General features: G+C 62.3%; 12 protein-coding genes. 10 read left to right on the forward strand and 2 right to left on the reverse strand.

The annotated features are described in order from the left end of the window. The first annotated feature begins 118 nt into the window (after nt 1-118). The 8 genes from A477_RS0103115 to holA all read left to right on the forward strand — a co-directional run bounded on the left by A477_RS0103115 (nt 119) and on the right by holA (nt 10,843). Nucleotides 119-871: an MIP/aquaporin family protein gene (locus A477_RS0103115; protein WP_017197572.1), complete on the forward strand. Its 753-nt coding sequence runs from the start codon at nt 119-121 to the stop codon at nt 869-871. Between the two features lie 82 nt (nt 872-953). Next, nucleotides 954-2,468, forward strand: coding sequence for a glycerol kinase GlpK (gene glpK, locus A477_RS0103120; protein ID WP_026005314.1), 1,515 nt, complete (start codon nt 954-956; stop codon nt 2,466-2,468). A gap of 360 nt (nt 2,469-2,828) precedes the next feature. After that, entirely contained in the window at nt 2,829-5,357 is a 2,529-nt protein-coding gene (leuS, locus tag A477_RS0103125; RefSeq protein WP_026005315.1) for a leucine--tRNA ligase, read from the forward strand. A gap of 59 nt (nt 5,358-5,416) precedes the next feature. Then, nucleotides 5,417-6,400: a DegV family protein gene (locus tag A477_RS0103130; RefSeq protein ID WP_237715705.1), complete on the forward strand. Its 984-nt coding sequence runs from the start codon at nt 5,417-5,419 to the stop codon at nt 6,398-6,400. Nucleotides 6,401-6,473: 73 nt separating this feature from the next. Next, nucleotides 6,474-7,295 carry a helix-hairpin-helix domain-containing protein gene (locus A477_RS0103135; RefSeq protein WP_026005316.1) on the forward strand — a complete coding sequence of 274 codons (822 nt, stop codon included), beginning with the start codon at nt 6,474-6,476 and terminating at the stop codon, nt 7,293-7,295. Nucleotides 7,296-7,374: 79 nt separating this feature from the next. After that, nucleotides 7,375-8,994 (forward strand): ComEC/Rec2 family competence protein, encoded by a 1,620-nt coding sequence (locus tag A477_RS21930; RefSeq protein WP_237715706.1) that lies wholly within the window; start codon nt 7,375-7,377, stop codon nt 8,992-8,994. A 444-nt stretch (nt 8,995-9,438) separates the two neighbouring features. Beyond that, a complete protein-coding gene (locus A477_RS23240; protein WP_017197577.1) occupies nt 9,439-9,753 on the forward strand; it encodes a hypothetical protein in 315 nt (104 codons plus the stop codon). A 73-nt stretch (nt 9,754-9,826) separates the two neighbouring features. Next, complete coding sequence (holA, locus tag A477_RS0103155; RefSeq protein WP_017197578.1) at nt 9,827-10,843, forward strand: DNA polymerase III subunit delta; 1,017 nt, start codon at nt 9,827-9,829, stop codon at nt 10,841-10,843. 93 nt (nt 10,844-10,936) lie between these two features. On the opposite strand, the gene rpsT is transcribed toward holA, so the two are convergent. Both rpsT and A477_RS0103165 read right to left on the reverse strand, forming a co-directional pair. Beyond that, nucleotides 10,937-11,197 (reverse strand): 30S ribosomal protein S20, encoded by a 261-nt coding sequence (gene rpsT, locus A477_RS0103160; RefSeq protein WP_011774926.1) that lies wholly within the window; start codon nt 11,195-11,197, stop codon nt 10,937-10,939. 177 nt (nt 11,198-11,374) lie between these two features. Then, on the reverse strand, nt 11,375-11,902 hold the full coding sequence (locus tag A477_RS0103165) for a type II toxin-antitoxin system PemK/MazF family toxin (RefSeq protein WP_017197579.1): 528 nt from the start codon (nt 11,900-11,902) through the stop codon (nt 11,375-11,377). Nucleotides 11,903-12,061: 159 nt separating this feature from the next. On the opposite strand from A477_RS0103165, the gene lepA reads away from it, so the two are divergent. Together lepA and hemW are read left to right on the forward strand one after the other, a co-directional pair. Then, complete coding sequence (gene lepA / locus A477_RS0103170) at nt 12,062-13,915, forward strand: translation elongation factor 4 (RefSeq protein WP_026005317.1); 1,854 nt, start codon at nt 12,062-12,064, stop codon at nt 13,913-13,915. Then, entirely contained in the window at nt 13,916-15,145 is a 1,230-nt protein-coding gene (hemW, locus tag A477_RS0103175) for a radical SAM family heme chaperone HemW (RefSeq protein WP_017197581.1), read from the forward strand. The last annotated feature ends 23 nt before the right edge of the window (nt 15,146-15,168 follow it).

Here is a 15,168-nt window from a genome sequence, read left to right on the forward strand (position 1 = left end):
GGGGTAGGTGGGCCCGCCAGGGGACCACCACACCGGGACGGTTCCGGAGACAACGGAACCGTCCCAACAGCCTCTTCACCCGCGAGGAGGCTGACAACAGAAAAATGAGGAGTCAAAGATGTCTCTTGGAATTGTTTTCCTTTCCGAAGTATTCGGAACCATGATGCTGACCCTGCTGGGTTGCGGCGTCGTGGCAAACGTTGCGCTCAAAGGCACCAAGGGCAACAACGGTGGATTCTTGATGGTGACGTGGGGCTGGGGTATTGCGGTCTTCGCGGGCGTTTTCGTGGCCGCAAAGTCCGGTGCGCACCTGAACCCGGCCGTCACCCTGGGCCTGCTTGTCAACGGCAAAGCAGAATACGCCCCCGGCGTTCCCGTGGATTTCGCGTCCACCCTGACGTACTTCGGCGCTGAACTGCTCGGCGCTTTCCTGGGTGCCGTTGTTTGCTGGCTCGCCTACAAGCAGCACTTCGATGAAGAGCCGCTCGCAGCGAACAAGTTGGGCACCTTCTCCACCGGGCCGGCCATCCGCTCAACCCCGTGGAACCTCATCACGGAAATCATCGGCACGTTCGTCCTGGTCTTTGTCATCCTGACCTTCGGCGGGACCCCCTCGGGCCTCGGCCCGCTGGCTGTAGCACTGCTCGTTGTTGGCATCGGTGTTTCCCTCGGTGGCCCCACCGGTTACGCCATCAACCCTGCACGTGACCTTGGCCCCCGCATCGCCCACGCAATCCTTCCCATCAAGGGCAAGGGCACCAGCGACTGGGCCTACTCCTGGATCCCCGTCGTAGGACCGTTGGTTGGCGGCGCCCTTGCGGGACTCGTAGCCCTCTGGGTGCCGGACATCATGCCTGCACTTGCCGGCTAGTCCTGCACGACCTCGCACCACCTCTCCGCACGTTTGCAGATAAAACACTTGAGAAGCTAACAACAAAGACAAGGACGTCACCATGAATCAATACGTCATCGCCATCGATCAGGGCACCACCAGCTCCCGCGCCATCGTTTTTGACCACACGGGCAACATCGTGTCCACAGGCCAGATGGAGCATGAGCAAATCTTCCCGCAGGCCGGCTGGGTGGAGCACAACCCCGCCGAAATCTGGAACAACACCCGCGAGGTGATCGGCTCCGCCCTGTCCAAGGCGAACCTGACACGCCACGACATTGCCGCCGTCGGCATCACCAACCAACGCGAAACAGCGGTCGTCTGGGACAAGAACACCGGCGAGGCCGTTTACAACGCCATCGTCTGGCAGGACACCCGCACCCAGTCCATCGTGGATGAACTGGCTCAAGACGGGGGCGTGGAGCGCTTCAAACAGAAGGTCGGCCTGCCTTTGGCCACGTACTTCTCTGGGACCAAGATCAAATGGATCCTGGACAACGTGGACGGCGCCCGCGAACGAGCCGAAGCCGGCGACCTCCTGTTCGGCAACACTGACGCCTGGGTTCTGTGGAACCTGACCGGCGGCGTGGACGGCGGCGTGCACGTCACTGACGTGACCAACGCTTCCCGCACCTTGTTCATGGACCTCGAGACCCTGCAGTGGGACCAGGAGATCCTGGACATCTTCGGCGTGCCGGCCTCCATGATGCCTGCCATCAAGTCGTCCTCCGAGGTATACGGCCACGTGCACACCTCGCAGCTGCTCCGCGAAACGCCGGTAGCCGGCATCCTCGGAGACCAGCAGGCAGCAACCTTCGGGCAGGCCGCTTTCCAGCCCGGCGAAGCCAAAAACACCTACGGCACCGGCTGCTTCCTGATCTTCAACACCGGCGAAGAGATCGTTCACTCAAAGAACGGCCTGCTCACCACCCTTGGATACAAGCTGGGGGACGCCAAGCCGCACTACGCCCTTGAAGGTTCCATCGCCGTCACCGGGTCCCTGATCCAGTGGCTCCGTGACAACCTCGGCCTGATCAGCTCCGCTCCTGAGGTTGAGGACTTGGCTGCCGCCGTCGAGGACAATGGCGGCGTCTACATCGTGCCGGCCTTCTCCGGCCTGTTCGCACCGTACTGGCGAGCAGACGCACGCGGTGCAATCGTCGGACTCACGCGCTTCGCCAACAAGGGTCATATTGCCCGCGCAGCACTGGAAGCAACTGCATTCCAGACGCGTGAGGTTCTCGACGCCGTCAACGCCGACTCGGGCGTTCCGCTCACCGAGTTGAAGGTCGACGGCGGCATGGTGGCCAACGAGGCACTCATGCAGTTCCAGGCAGACATCCTGGGCGTACCTGTAGTTCGCCCGAAGGTTGTGGAAACCACGGCCCTCGGTGCTGCCTACGCGGCCGGCCTCGCCGTCGGTTTCTGGAAAGACCTCGGTGAGCTCAGTGCAAACTGGAACGAGGACAAGCGCTGGGAGCCGCAGCTGCCGGTGGAGGAGCAGGAGCGTCAGCTGCGGCTCTGGAAGAAGGCCGTAACCAAATCCATGGATTGGGTCGACGAAGACGTTAAGTAGTTCAAAAAGGGGCCGATGACTCCCGCCCGCCCGTCCCCAGCTGCTCCCTCCGCCCGCAAGCTCGCGGTGGGCCCTCGCAGCTGGGGGCCCAACGGGGGGACCCGCTACACGATGGCGGGGAGTCATCGGCCCCTTTTTCGACGCTGCGCGCTGCGTCGCCAACCACGATTTGCCGGTGAGTGGAAGGGGGATCGTGCGCTATTGTAGATCTATGCGTGCGATCCTTCTGCTTATCTAGCCGCTCGGCTTTCACTAGCCGTGCGGCCGCCCCTCCATTGTTGAGGGGCTTTTGTGTGTCCGGGACTTACCGGTGCCATAGCAGGAGTCAAAACCGCCATCGAAGAACAGAAGAGGGCAGCAGTGAGCGTTCAGCCGGAGACAGAGACCGGAACAGCACAAACAGCCGCAGCCGAAGCGCCCGAAGAAGGCGTCTACAGCTTCGCTGCGATGGAAGCCAAGTGGCCGCAGGTCTGGGAGGACCTCAAAGTCTTCACGCCTGCCGACGACGGATCGCGGGAACGCCGCTACGTGCTGGACATGTTCCCCTACCCCTCCGGCGACCTCCACATGGGCCACGCCGAAGCCTTCGCAATGGGTGACGTCGTGGCACGCTACCTGCGCCAGAAGGGCTTCGATGTCCTGCACCCCATCGGCTGGGACTCCTTCGGACTTCCCGCTGAGAACGCTGCAATCAAGCGTAACGCGCATCCCAGCGAGTGGACTTACGCCAACATCGACACCCAGGCGGCGTCCTTCAAACGCTACGCAATCTCCGCCGACTGGTCCCGCCGCCTCCACACCTCCGACCCCGAGTACTACCGGTGGACTCAGTGGCTGTTCAAGCGCTTCTACGAGCGTGGCCTGGCATACCGCAAGGACTCGCCCGTCAACTGGTGCCCCAAGGACCTGACTGTTCTCGCCAACGAGCAGGTAGTCAATGGCGCCTGCGAACGCTGCGGCACGCCAGTTACCAAGAAGTCCCTGAACCAGTGGTACTTCAAGATCACGGACTACGCCGACCGCCTCCTTGAGGACATGGACCAGCTGCAGGGTCACTGGCCCGAGCGCGTCCTGGCCATGCAACGAAACTGGATCGGCCGCTCCGAGGGCGCCCACGTGCGTTTTGTCATCGAAGCCGCGGAGGACCGGGCAGAGCGCGAAGTCACCGTATTCACCACCCGGCCGGACACCCTCTACGGTGCAACCTTCTTCGTTGTTGCTGCCGATGCTCACCTGGCGCTGGATTTGGTGACGCCAGAACACCACGACGAACTCATGGCCTACCGCGAAAAGGTCAAGGCACTCTCGGAAATTGAGCGCCAGTCCACCGAGCGCGAGAAGACCGGCGTCTTCACCGGCCGCTACGCCATCAATCCGCTCAACGGAGAAAAGCTCCCGGTGTGGGCCGCTGACTACGTCCTGGCCGACTACGGCACGGGCGCCATCATGGCCGTCCCGGCACACGACCAGCGCGACCTCGACTTTGCCAGGACCTTCGGGCTGCCCGTTCGTGCGGTACTGGATACCGGTGACGAGGACCCCGCAGAGACCGGCGTTGCCACTGCAGGTGAAGGCACGCTCAAGAACTCCGGTGAGTTGGACGGCCTTTCCAAGTCCGAAGGCATTCCCGCAGCGATCGAGATTCTCGAGAAGCTCGGAACCGGCGAAAAGTTCGTCAACTTCCGGCTGCGTGACTGGCTGCTCAGCCGCCAGCGCTTCTGGGGTACCCCCATTCCCATCATCCACTGTGGCGAATGTGGCGAAGTGCCCGTTCCAGATGACCAGCTGCCCGTCAGGTTGCCCGACAACCTGCGCGGTGAGGCGTTGTCGCCGAAGGGGACCTCCCCACTGGCCGCCGCCGTCGAGTGGGTCAACGTAGAGTGCCCCAACTGTGGCCGTGCAGCGCAGCGTGATACTGACACCATGGATACGTTCGTGGACTCGTCCTGGTACTTCCTGCGATTCGTATCGCCGGACTACACCGAAGGCCCGTTCGATCCCGAAAAGATCAACAACTGGATGCCGGTCGGGCAGTACGTGGGCGGCGTTGAACACGCCATCCTGCACCTGCTGTACGCACGTTTCTTCACCAAGGTGATCAAGGACATCGGCCTGATCGAAGCCAACGAACCGTTCTCGGCGCTGCTCAACCAGGGCCAGGTGCTCAACGGCGGCAAGGCCATGAGCAAGTCCCTCGGCAACGGCGTGGATTTGGGCGAGCAGTTGGACAAGTTTGGTGTCGACGCCGTTCGCCTCACCATGGTCTTCGCCTCCCCACCTGAGGACGACGTCGACTGGGCGGACGTTTCGCCGTCGGGTTCGGCCAAGTTCCTGGCACGCGCCTGGCGCCTCGGCCAGGACGTCAGCAGCGCACCGGGCGTTGATCCGGCCACTGGTGACCGTGCCTTGCGCACCGTGACGCACAAGACCATCGCCGATGCCGCTGAACTGCTGGACAACAACAAGTTCAACGTCGTGGTTGCCCGCCTCATGGAGTTGGTCAATGCCACGCGCAAGACCATCGATTCGGGTGCAGGTGCCGCAGATCCGGCTGTTCGTGAAGCGGTGGAAGCCGTAGCCGTGATCCTGAGCCTCTTTGCGCCCTATACGGCCGAGGACCTTTGGAACACGCTCGGCCACCCGGCTTCCGTTGCGAATGCAGGCTGGCCGAAGCACGACGATGCACTGCTGGTGCAGGACACCGTTACCGCCGTTGTCCAGGTGCAGGGCAAGGTTCGCGACCGTCTTGACGTTTCGCCGGACATCACCGAGGACGCGCTGCGTGAGCTCGCCTTGGCCTCGGAAAACGTCCAGCGTGCCTTGGACGGCCGCGGCATCCGCACCGTCATCGTGCGGGCACCTAAACTGGTGAACATCGTCCCTGCCTAGCAGGGATAGTGCGGCCGCCGGCATTCTGCCGGCGGCCAGCCATCATCTTTGGAGGTTGCGTGCCTGAGCGAGAACCACCCGCATGGATATGGCTCAAGGAAAGAGTGGCGCGCCTCCGGCAGCCCACGGCTACGGTCCCTGTCGCTGACGTGCCGCTGGCCGCCGTCGTTAAAACTGCGGTTGTCACCGATTCCGCCGCCGCCTTACCGCCGGACTGGGTGTCTGCTTTTACCGCAGACGGCCGCCTCGCGGTTGTTCCCATGCCGGTCATGGTTGGGAACGAAATCTACGGCGAAGGCGAAGACGACATCACGCAAACCCTTTCCCTGGCTCTTGCCTCCGGAGCCTCGGTGAAAACTTCACGGCCGTCGCCTGGCCAGTTTGAACAGGCGTACCTCGCTGCGCAGCGACACGGTTTCGAGGCTGTAGTGTCCATCCACATTTCTTCGGAGCTCTCAGGAACCGCTGACGCCGCAAGGTTGGCAGCTGCACGCGTCAGCATCCCTGTTGAAGTCGTGGACTCGCGCACGGTGGGGATGGCCCAAGGCATGGGAGTCCAGAGCGCCGTGGTGGCAGCAGCCGATGGCCAAGGAGCGGCAGAAGTCCGCGGCTTTGCTGAGAAGCGCATGGAACGCACCAAGGTCTACTTCTATGTGCCCAGCCTCGAACAATTGAGGCGAGGCGGGCGCATCGGGGCTGCAGCGTCGCTGTTCGGTACCGTCTTGGCCATCAAGCCCATCCTGGCGGTCGACGGCGGCAGGATCGTGCCGCTGGAAAAGGTCCGTTCCGCTGCGCGGGCCGTGGCCCGGCTGGAGGAGATCGTCGCCGCGGACGTCGCCGCCCGCCCGGCCGGCCAGCAACGCTTGGCTGTTCACCACTTTGGCAACCAGTTGGAGGCCGAAGCCTTGGCAGCCCGCCTGAACGAAAAATGCCCTGACTGTCCGGCACCCCAAATCAGTGCGCTTCCGGCAGTGTTGGCAGCACATGCGGGGTTGGGCGTTCTTGCAGTCATCGTGGGGGAGAGCAGTACCCCAACAGATTGATCCTTCGCCCGTCTTATCCACATAGGGCACCTCGTCCCCGCTGTAACAGGGATGGCAGCCATAGGCTCGTTTCATGCCACGCCGGAACCGGGATGCCTCCCCAGATGCCGCAGCGCAGGCAGTCCGGCAACGTTTTGCATCCCGCCTTGGTACGGACACCCGGACCGTTCCGCTGTTACAGTTGCCCGTCGAAACGGACCTGGCGCCTGAACATTCGGACCCGGAATCCGGGATGCGTTATGCGCGGACCCGCTGGCGAACCCCATGGCGGGTTGCTGCCCTCCTTGCCGTTGTAGGAGTTGGCATTATGGCCTGGCACTTGTGGCAATCGGCCGTGGGGCAACCAATAACAGAGCCCCTCACGTCATCCTCGGCGAAGGGGCCCGGGATGCCGGATACTTCAGAGCCTCCTCAGTCAGAGGTCACGGAGGCTGGGGGCAGCGTGCTCGTGCTCGTGCACGTGGCCGGTGCGGTGCAAAAGCCCGGTGTTGTTTCCTTGCCGGTGGGCAGCCGGGTCTTCCAAGCGATTGAGGCTGCCGGGGGAGTTGTTTCCAATGCGGAACTCAACGGCCTCAACCTTGCTGAGGTGGTGACTGACGGGGCCAAAATTCAGGTGCCGGTAGTTGGGGAGGTGTCGCAGCCTGCTCCAGTTGCTGGAAGTTCAGGCGGTGCCTCGGGTCCTGCAGCCGCAGGAGCCAAGGTCAACATCAACACGGCGTCCTTGGATGAACTGGGAACGCTCCCCAGAGTTGGGCCGGTGACTGCTCAAGGAATAATTGATTGGCGGAATGAACACGGACCTTTTGCCTCTGTCGACGAACTTGACGCCGTTGACGGCATAGGACCCAAGCTCATGGAATCACTCAAAGACCTTGTGACGGTCCAGGGTGGCTAAGCCGGCGGCGGTGACAAGGCTTGCTGGCGACTCAAAGTTATCGAGACGCACGGATCTGAGGCTGGTTCCCACTGTGCTGGTGACGTGGTCCGTTGCCTTGGCCGGGGCATTAATGGAGGCAACCTGGTCTGCGGCCCTGGCCGTCATTTTGGTCGTGGGTGGGGGTCTACTGCTGGTGGGCGGAAGGCAACATCGGCTCGCCCTGCACCGTGCCAGGACGATCCCCGCCACCATTGCCCTCGCCTGCATCCTTGGTGCTGCAGTGGCTGTTCACTGTGCTGCCGTGGCAAACACACGAGAAGAGGGGCCGCTCGCTGAGGCGGTATCGGAGGGCAGTGGTGTCCTTATCCACGTGCTCATCACAGGAGCTCCTACCGAGGTCCGCGTGCCGGGCCATGCCCGCGGAAACAGGTGGTCGGTAGATGCAGCCTTGATTGAGGTCACCTCCAAGGGTTTGGTCATTCAAGGTTCCGCTGACCTGGTGATAGTGGGTGGGAATGGCTGGCAAGACGTGCGGCCCGGGCAGCGGGTCAGAACTTCGGGAACGGTAAAGGCTGTGCGGGAGGGACAAAAGCAGGCGGCTCTTTTGTCGGCGTCTTCCGCGCCCGTTATCGTCGCGTCGACTTTTGATGTCCGACAATCCGCGTCTGATGTGCGGAGGCACTTCGTCGCAGCATCGAGTTGGTTGCCGCCGGACCCGGCCGGGCTGATGCCGGGCATGGTCACAGGTGACACCAGCGCTCTTCCGGAAAGTCTGGAGGCGGATATGAAGACAACCGGGATGACACACCTGACCGCGGTCAGCGGAGCCAATTGCAGCTTGGTGCTGGGAGGCTTCATTCTGTTAGCGCGATGCCTGAGGCTGCCACGCCCCGTAGCCGGCACTTTGGCTGCGTGTGGTCTTGCGGCTTTTGTTGTGATGGTGGGTCCGGAACCGAGCGTGCTCCGTGCTGCTGTGATGGGCACCGTTGGGCTGGTGGCCACAATTGGGGGCCTGCGGGGTCGATCCTTGACATTCCTCTGCCTCGCCACGATTGTTCTCTTGCTCCTTGATCCGAGTATGGCGGCGAATGTCGGGTTCCTGCTGTCCGTGCTGGCGACCTTGGGCATTGTCCTGCTGGCCACTCGCGTCGCGTCGTGGATCCCTATGTGGGTGCCACGGTGGTTGGCTGCGGGAGTTGCCGTTCCGTTGTCTGCGCAGTTGCTGTGCGGCCCGGTGATTGTGGCCCTTCAACCGCAGTTCACTCCCTACGCGTTCATCGCCAATGTGGTGGCCGGCATTTTGGTGGCCCCGGTGACGGTGTCCGGGGCCCTTGCCGTTCCGCTGGCAGTTGGTCTGCCATGGTTGGCACCAGTTCCCATAGCCGTCGCCGGGACCTGTGCGGGCGTGGTGGCCGGCGTGGCCAGGTTCTTCGCGCATTTGCCCGGGGCAGCCCTGCCATGGGCCGAAGGGCCGGCCGGGATTGTGTCCATGGTGGCCTTCTCGATGATGACTTTATTGGTTGTCTGGGCAGCGCTTCACCCTACGCAAGCCATGTCAGGCATCGTTGGGCTGCATGATGCGGTGGTGATGCTCCTCGATCGCTGGCCGGGGAAACGCGTGTGCCGACGCGGATCAACCCAGGAAGCGCAACGAGGGTTCCATGAGCCGCGGCGGTCAACCAAGAGTCCCTGGCGGAAGGTCCCCCCGCGAAGGTGAAATTTGCTTGGGCCGCGCTGAACTGCCTGGTTGCCGGCCCGTCTCTTGTCGAGCGGGAAAGACGTGCCGCACTAGGTGACGGCTGCGGTGCTGGGCGTCGGCGTCATGTACGGCATCTGTTGCGGGCGTGGTCCATAGCTGACTGATGTACCAGCCCGCCTGCCGGACTGTCAGCAGGAAGATGCAGATGATGAGGAAGGCCGCCAGAGCAGTCGCCTGGACAATCAAGCACATCAAGGCAATGTGGAATTCGGTGGAGCCAATGTCGCCTATGCCATCCACTGCCGACGCGCGCTAACTGGCGCTAGTCGGGGTGAAGGTTAGGCTCTAGTGGTCCGCAGCGTGCGCCGCGGCAATGGAGATGGTACTACGGTGGCAGTGATTGGGCTTCCCGGAGTCCCAGCAAGGATGGGACATTAGCAGCATTAACCTTGGGGGAAAGTGATGAAGCGTAGACGTTTGGCCGGCATCGCAATAGCGATCTCACTTCCCGCGGCCTCGCTCGCGGGGTGCGCGGGGCAGCAACCAGCAAGCAAAGAGCTGCAGTCTTTCAGTTCCATGGATGAGGCGTACGCCGCCGTCGATGAGATCCTGGGGTGCGATTCTGAAGCTAGTGGCAACCCGGTTGTTCCTATGGGTGATGGCGCCAACTGGATGGTTGTGGACCTCAGCAACATCGCGGGCGGCCAGTCGTCAACACTGGACCTCGAAAGTTTGGCCGACAAAGTTAACGGTGAGTACGCCGTCGTCGGCTCCTAGCCGGAGGCAGCCGCACGGTCGCTGGACATGGCAGACTTGAAGCCTGCAAATAAACGTCCGGAAGGAACCACCAGTGGCTGCTGCCCAAAACACCCGGGCCAAGAGCGTCGCGGCGAACACCGTCAGCTGGCGTGACGCGGCGCCTGCCGCCGTAGTTCTGATCATGGGCCCGGAAGAGTACCTCGGAATTCGCGCCATGGATGGGATCCGAACCCAAGTTCGGGCCAGTACTCCGGACGTTGAGCTCAGCCGGCTGAACGCTGGCGCCTACGAGTCCGGGTCCTTGGCGATGACTGTCACCCCGTCGCTCTTTGGCGAGGGCAAGCTCATTGAGGTCGAGGGCCTCGAAGCTATGAATGACGCCTTCCTGGCAGACGGGTTGGCCTACCTCCAGCATCCGGACCAGGACGTTGTCCTTGTCCTGCGCCATGCCGGGGGAGTACGTGGCAAGAAGCTGCTCGACGCCGTGAAGTCTGCCGGCTGGCCCGTCATTGACTGCCAGCCCCTGAAGAAGGACTCGGACAAGACGGCGTTTGTCGTTTCCGAGTTCAGATCTGGGGGACGCCGCATTGAAGGCGAAGCCGTCCAGGCCTTGGTCAATGCCGTGGGTGCCAATCTGTCGGAACTCGCGGCGGCATGTAGCCAATTGATTGCAGACGCCACCACGGCTGTCACAGCCGAAACCGTGGAGCGCTACTACGGTGGCCGGGTGGAGGCTACGGCGTTCAAAGTGGCCGATGCTGCCATGGCCGGCAACGGACCGGTGGCATTGTCCACCCTGAGGCACGCCTTGGCCACCGGCGTGGATCCGGTTCCTTTGGTTGCGGCGCTGGCGGCCAAGCTGCGCACTTTGGCAAAAGTTGCGGGAGCCAATGGTTCGCCGGCCACCATCGCCAAGAACTTGGGAATGCAGCCCTGGCTCGTGGAGCAGGCCCAGCGCGATGTCCGCCGCTGGACCCCGGAAGGGCTGATCCGCTCCATCCAAGTCATCGCCGAGGCGGATGCCCAGGTGAAGGGCGAGTCGCGTGATCCGGTCTACGCTGTGGAGCATGCAGTCACGGTTATTGCCACGTCGGCCAGCCGCCGCTGAAGCTGGCGCGTTCACCGCGGCTTCCGCTTAAACCCAAAGGCCGGCACCCAATGGGTGCCGGCCTTTTGATCAGCTCAGTCGAACTGGAAAACCTTAGAGTGCGTTGACCTTCTTGGAGATCGCCGACTTGCGGTTTGCAGCGTTGTTCTTGTGAATAACGCCCTTGCTGACAGCCTTGTCCAGCTTGCGGCTGGCAGCAACAAGTGCAGTTCCAGCAGCATCCTTGTCGGCAGACTCAACGGCGGTGTTGACGGCGCGGATGGCCGTCTTCAGCTCGGACTTGACGGCGTTGTTACGCAGGCGAGCCTTCTCGTTGGTGAGGATGCGCTTCTTCTGGGACTTGATATTAGCCACGTATGAACTCTCTTTTTAATGCGGAAATGGTCTAGAGGGTTTTCAGGTTGGCCATCGACTGAGCGGCGTGGGGATGCCTATGGCAGCCAACCATGCATGGCCGTCGACCTGCACGGACACACAGCTATAAAGGATAGCAGAAACTCGGGGTCACGCAGAACCAGGCGCTTGGTCGGGCTAGTGCCGGGCTTGCAGAGCCCGGGCTACCTCGTGGAACTGCGCCTTTCCCAGGACGGCGCCTTCCCGCCGGATCGCTTTGGGATTCAGCCGGATGACGCGACCCACGTTGATCTCACTGGGCCTGCCTTGCCGATCCCAGGCGCCGGTTCCGATGTCGACATACTCGCCCGCCCGCGCGTCGTTGTCGTGGTCCTTGGACGTCAGCATGAGGCCCAACAGCCACTCGCGGTCCCGACCAACCAGAAGGACGGGTCGGTCTTTGCCTTGCGTATGGTCTTCTTCATAGGGAACCCAGCTCCACACAATTTCGCCAGGGTCCGGTTGACCATCGGGCTGGGGGGAGTAGTTGACCTTAACTGAACCGCGAAAATCGCCGGGGTAGGGGCCTGGCTGATGTACGACGTCGGTTCGCCGGGTCTGCGTCCTTGGGGCACCTGCCGGGGTGGCCGCCGTAGTGCTGTTGCCTCCCAACGACTTGAGGGACCGCATGATGAGTTTGCCCAAAGGGCGCAAGTCGAAAGCCATGTGACAACGCTACAGCTGGCTCCTGCTAATGCCCGGCACGCAATGTACGGCGAAGCGCCGGTTCATGGGAGACTAGAGGATCAGATGCGCGGCGTGTTCCGGCTGGTCTCTGCCCAGTGGCAGGAATTACCGCGCGAGTGTCGACAGTAAGGATCCTGCGTGTCTCCCATGGCCCGCACCGCACCGGTGCCCGCCGCAACAGATCCGGCCATCATCCGGAACTTCTGCATCATTGCCCATATCGACCACGGTAAATCCACCCTGGCCGACCGCATGCTGCAGTACACCGGCGTCGTTAAGCAACGCGACATGAAGGCCCAGTATCTGGACCGTATGGATATCGAACGTGAGCGCGGCATCACCATCAAGTCCCAGGCTGTTCGTATGCCGTGGGAACTCGATGGCAACAGCTACGCGCTGAATATGATCGATACTCCTGGCCACGTCGATTTCACCTATGAGGTGTCACGTTCCCTGGCGGCCTGTGAAGGTGCAGTGCTGCTGGTGGATGCTGCCCAAGGCATCGAGGCCCAGACCCTTGCCAACCTGTACTTGGCGATGGAAAACAACCTCACTATCATTCCGGTTTTGAACAAGATCGATCTCCCGGCCGCGCAGCCCGAGAAGTACGCGGCTGAACTTGCCAACCTGATTGGTGGCGACCCGGATGATGTACTCAAGGTTTCCGGTAAAACCGGCGTGGGCGTAGAAGCGCTGCTGGACAAAATTGTCCGCGACCTCCCCGCGCCCGTTGGCGATCCCAATGCTCCGGCCCGCGCCATGATCTTCGACTCCGTCTATGACACCTACCGCGGCGTGGTCACCTATGTCCGTGTGGTTGACGGCATGTTGCACCCCCGCGAACGCATCCAGATGATGTCCACCCGCGCCACGCACGAGCTCCTGGAAATTGGTGTCAGCTCCCCGGAGCCCACACCGTCAAAGGGCTTGGGCGTCGGTGAGGTGGGATACCTGATCACCGGTGTGAAGGACGTCCGCCAGTCCAAGGTTGGCGATACGGTCACCAACCTGGCAAAGCCGGCATCGGAGTCGCTCAGCGGCTACGCGGACGCCAAGCCTATGGTCTTCTCCGGTCTCTACCCGCTGGACGGAACGGATTACCCGGTACTCCGCGACGCCCTCGAAAAGCTGATGCTCAACGACGCAGCGCTGGTTTACGAGCCCGAAACGTCTGCGGCACTGGGCTTCGGTTTCCGCGTAGGGTTCCTTGGGCTGCTCCACCTCGAGATCACGCGTGAGCGCCTTGAGCGTGAGTACAACCTGGACCTTATCTCCACGGCACCCAACGTGGAGTACGAGGTGACCCTGGAGGACAAGAAGGTCATCCACGTCACCAACCCCAGCGAATACCCCACGGGCAAGATCTCCGAGGTCCGCGAACCCATGGTGTCCGCCACCATCCTGGCACCCAACGAATTTGTTGGTTCCATCATGGAACTCTGCCAAAGCCGACGCGGCCAGATGCGCGGCATGGACTACCTGTCCGAGGATCGGGTGGAGCTCCGCTACTGGATTCCCCTGGCCGAAATCGTGTTCGACTTCTTCGACCTCCTGAAGTCCAAGACACGCGGCTACGCCTCGCTGGACTGGAAAGCCGACGGCGAACAGGTGGCCGACCTCGTCAAGGTGGACATCCTGCTCCAAGGTGAACAAGTGGACGCATTCAGCGCCATCACCCACCGCGACAAGGCCTACGCCTACGGTGTGATGATGACGGGCAAGCTCCGTGAGCTTATTCCCAGGCAGCAGTTCGAGGTGCCCATTCAGGCCGCCATCGGATCACGCATCATTGCCCGCGAAAGCATCCGGGCCATCCGCAAGGACGTTCTTGCCAAGTGCTACGGCGGTGACATCACCCGAAAGCGCAAACTTCTGGAAAAGCAGAAGGAAGGCAAGAAGCGTATGAAGATGGTGGGCCGCGTGGAAGTGCCCCAAGAGGCATTCATCGCAGCCCTGACCACTGACGAGTCCAAGGACAAGGCCAAGAAGTAAATGCCCAGCGTCCTACCCTTGGGCGACCCTGCACCTGCGGATGGCATGTTGCCTCCGCAGGTGTTGGCCGGCGTCGAGCACCGCAATTTCGGGCTCTACGTCCATATCCCTTTTTGCGCCGTTCGCTGCGGCTACTGCGACTTCAATACTTATACGGCCACCGAGCTCGGCGGTGGGGCCTCGCAGGACGCTTACGCTACGACGGCGGTATCTGAGCTCGACTTCGCGGCGTTGGCCTTGGACGCTTCCGGTTTGCCTCGGCGTCCCCTCAGCACTGTTTTCTTTGGTGGTGGTACTCCCACGCTCCTCCCGGCGGAGGACTTGGCGCGGATCCTGCGCGCCGCCGTCGATCAGTGGGGCTTGGAGCCTGGTGCTGAGGTGACAACTGAGGCTAATCCCGACTCCGTGACGCCAGAGTCGCTCAAGGTGCTGGCTGATGCCGGCTTTACGCGTGTCTCTTTCGGCATGCAATCCGCGGTCCCGCACGTTCTGAAAGTGCTGGACCGCACCCATACTCCCAGCCGCGTGCCTCTGGTCGTGCAATGGGCACGCGAAGCCGGCCTTGCAGTGAGCCTGGACCTCATCTACGGCACGCCCGGGGAATCCATGGCGGATTGGCAGCTGTCACTCGAAACCGCGCTCTCATACCAGCCTGATCACATCAGCGCTTACGCGTTGATTGTGGAAGACGGGACCAAACTTGCCGCCCAGATCCGACGCGGCGAAGTACCCGGAATCGATGACGACGACCACGCTGCCAAGTACGAGCTGGCAGACAAAATGATCTCCCAAGCAGGATTGAACTGGTACGAGGTCAGCAATTGGTCCCGAACGCCGGAACAGGCTTGCCGGCACAATCTTGCCTACTGGCGCGGGGATGACTGGTGGGGCATCGGACCCGGAGCGCACTCCCATGTGGGAGGCGTCCGGTGGTGGAACGTCAAGCACCCCACCGCCTATGCGGGACGGTTGGCTGCAGGAAGCTCGCCGGCTGCCGGCCGGGAAACCCTCGACGCCGAGACCCGTGAGGTTGAGCGCATCATGCTCGAAGCGCGGCTCGGAACAGGGCTGTCCGTGGATGCCTTGGACGCGATCGGGCGCCATGCGATGGCCGGGCTGATTGCTGACGAACTGGTGGACCCCGTTCAGGCGTTCAAGGGACGGCTTGTCCTGACGCTGAAGGGGCGGCTGTTGGCTGACGCCGTAGTCCGCAGGATTCTTCCGGACTAACCGCAGCGCCCGCCCGAAAGGGC

Origin of the sequence: Arthrobacter sp. M2012083 (genome assembly GCF_000281065.1) — a bacterium.
In the GTDB taxonomy this organism is placed as follows: domain Bacteria; phylum Actinomycetota; class Actinomycetes; order Actinomycetales; family Micrococcaceae; genus Arthrobacter.

Coding starts and splice junctions, on each gene's coding strand:
- hemW (WP_017197581.1), top strand. CDS start 13,916: ATGCCCAGCGTCCTACCCTTGGGCGACCCTGCACCTGCGGATGGCATG.
- A477_RS0103115 (WP_017197572.1), top strand. CDS start 119: ATGTCTCTTGGAATTGTTTTCCTTTCCGAAGTATTCGGAACCATGATG.
- A477_RS0103135 (WP_026005316.1), top strand. CDS start 6,474: ATGCCACGCCGGAACCGGGATGCCTCCCCAGATGCCGCAGCGCAGGCA.
- glpK (WP_026005314.1), top strand. CDS start 954: ATGAATCAATACGTCATCGCCATCGATCAGGGCACCACCAGCTCCCGC.
- A477_RS23240 (WP_017197577.1), top strand. CDS start 9,439: ATGAAGCGTAGACGTTTGGCCGGCATCGCAATAGCGATCTCACTTCCC.
- A477_RS0103165 (WP_017197579.1), bottom strand. CDS start 11,902: ATGGCTTTCGACTTGCGCCCTTTGGGCAAACTCATCATGCGGTCCCTC.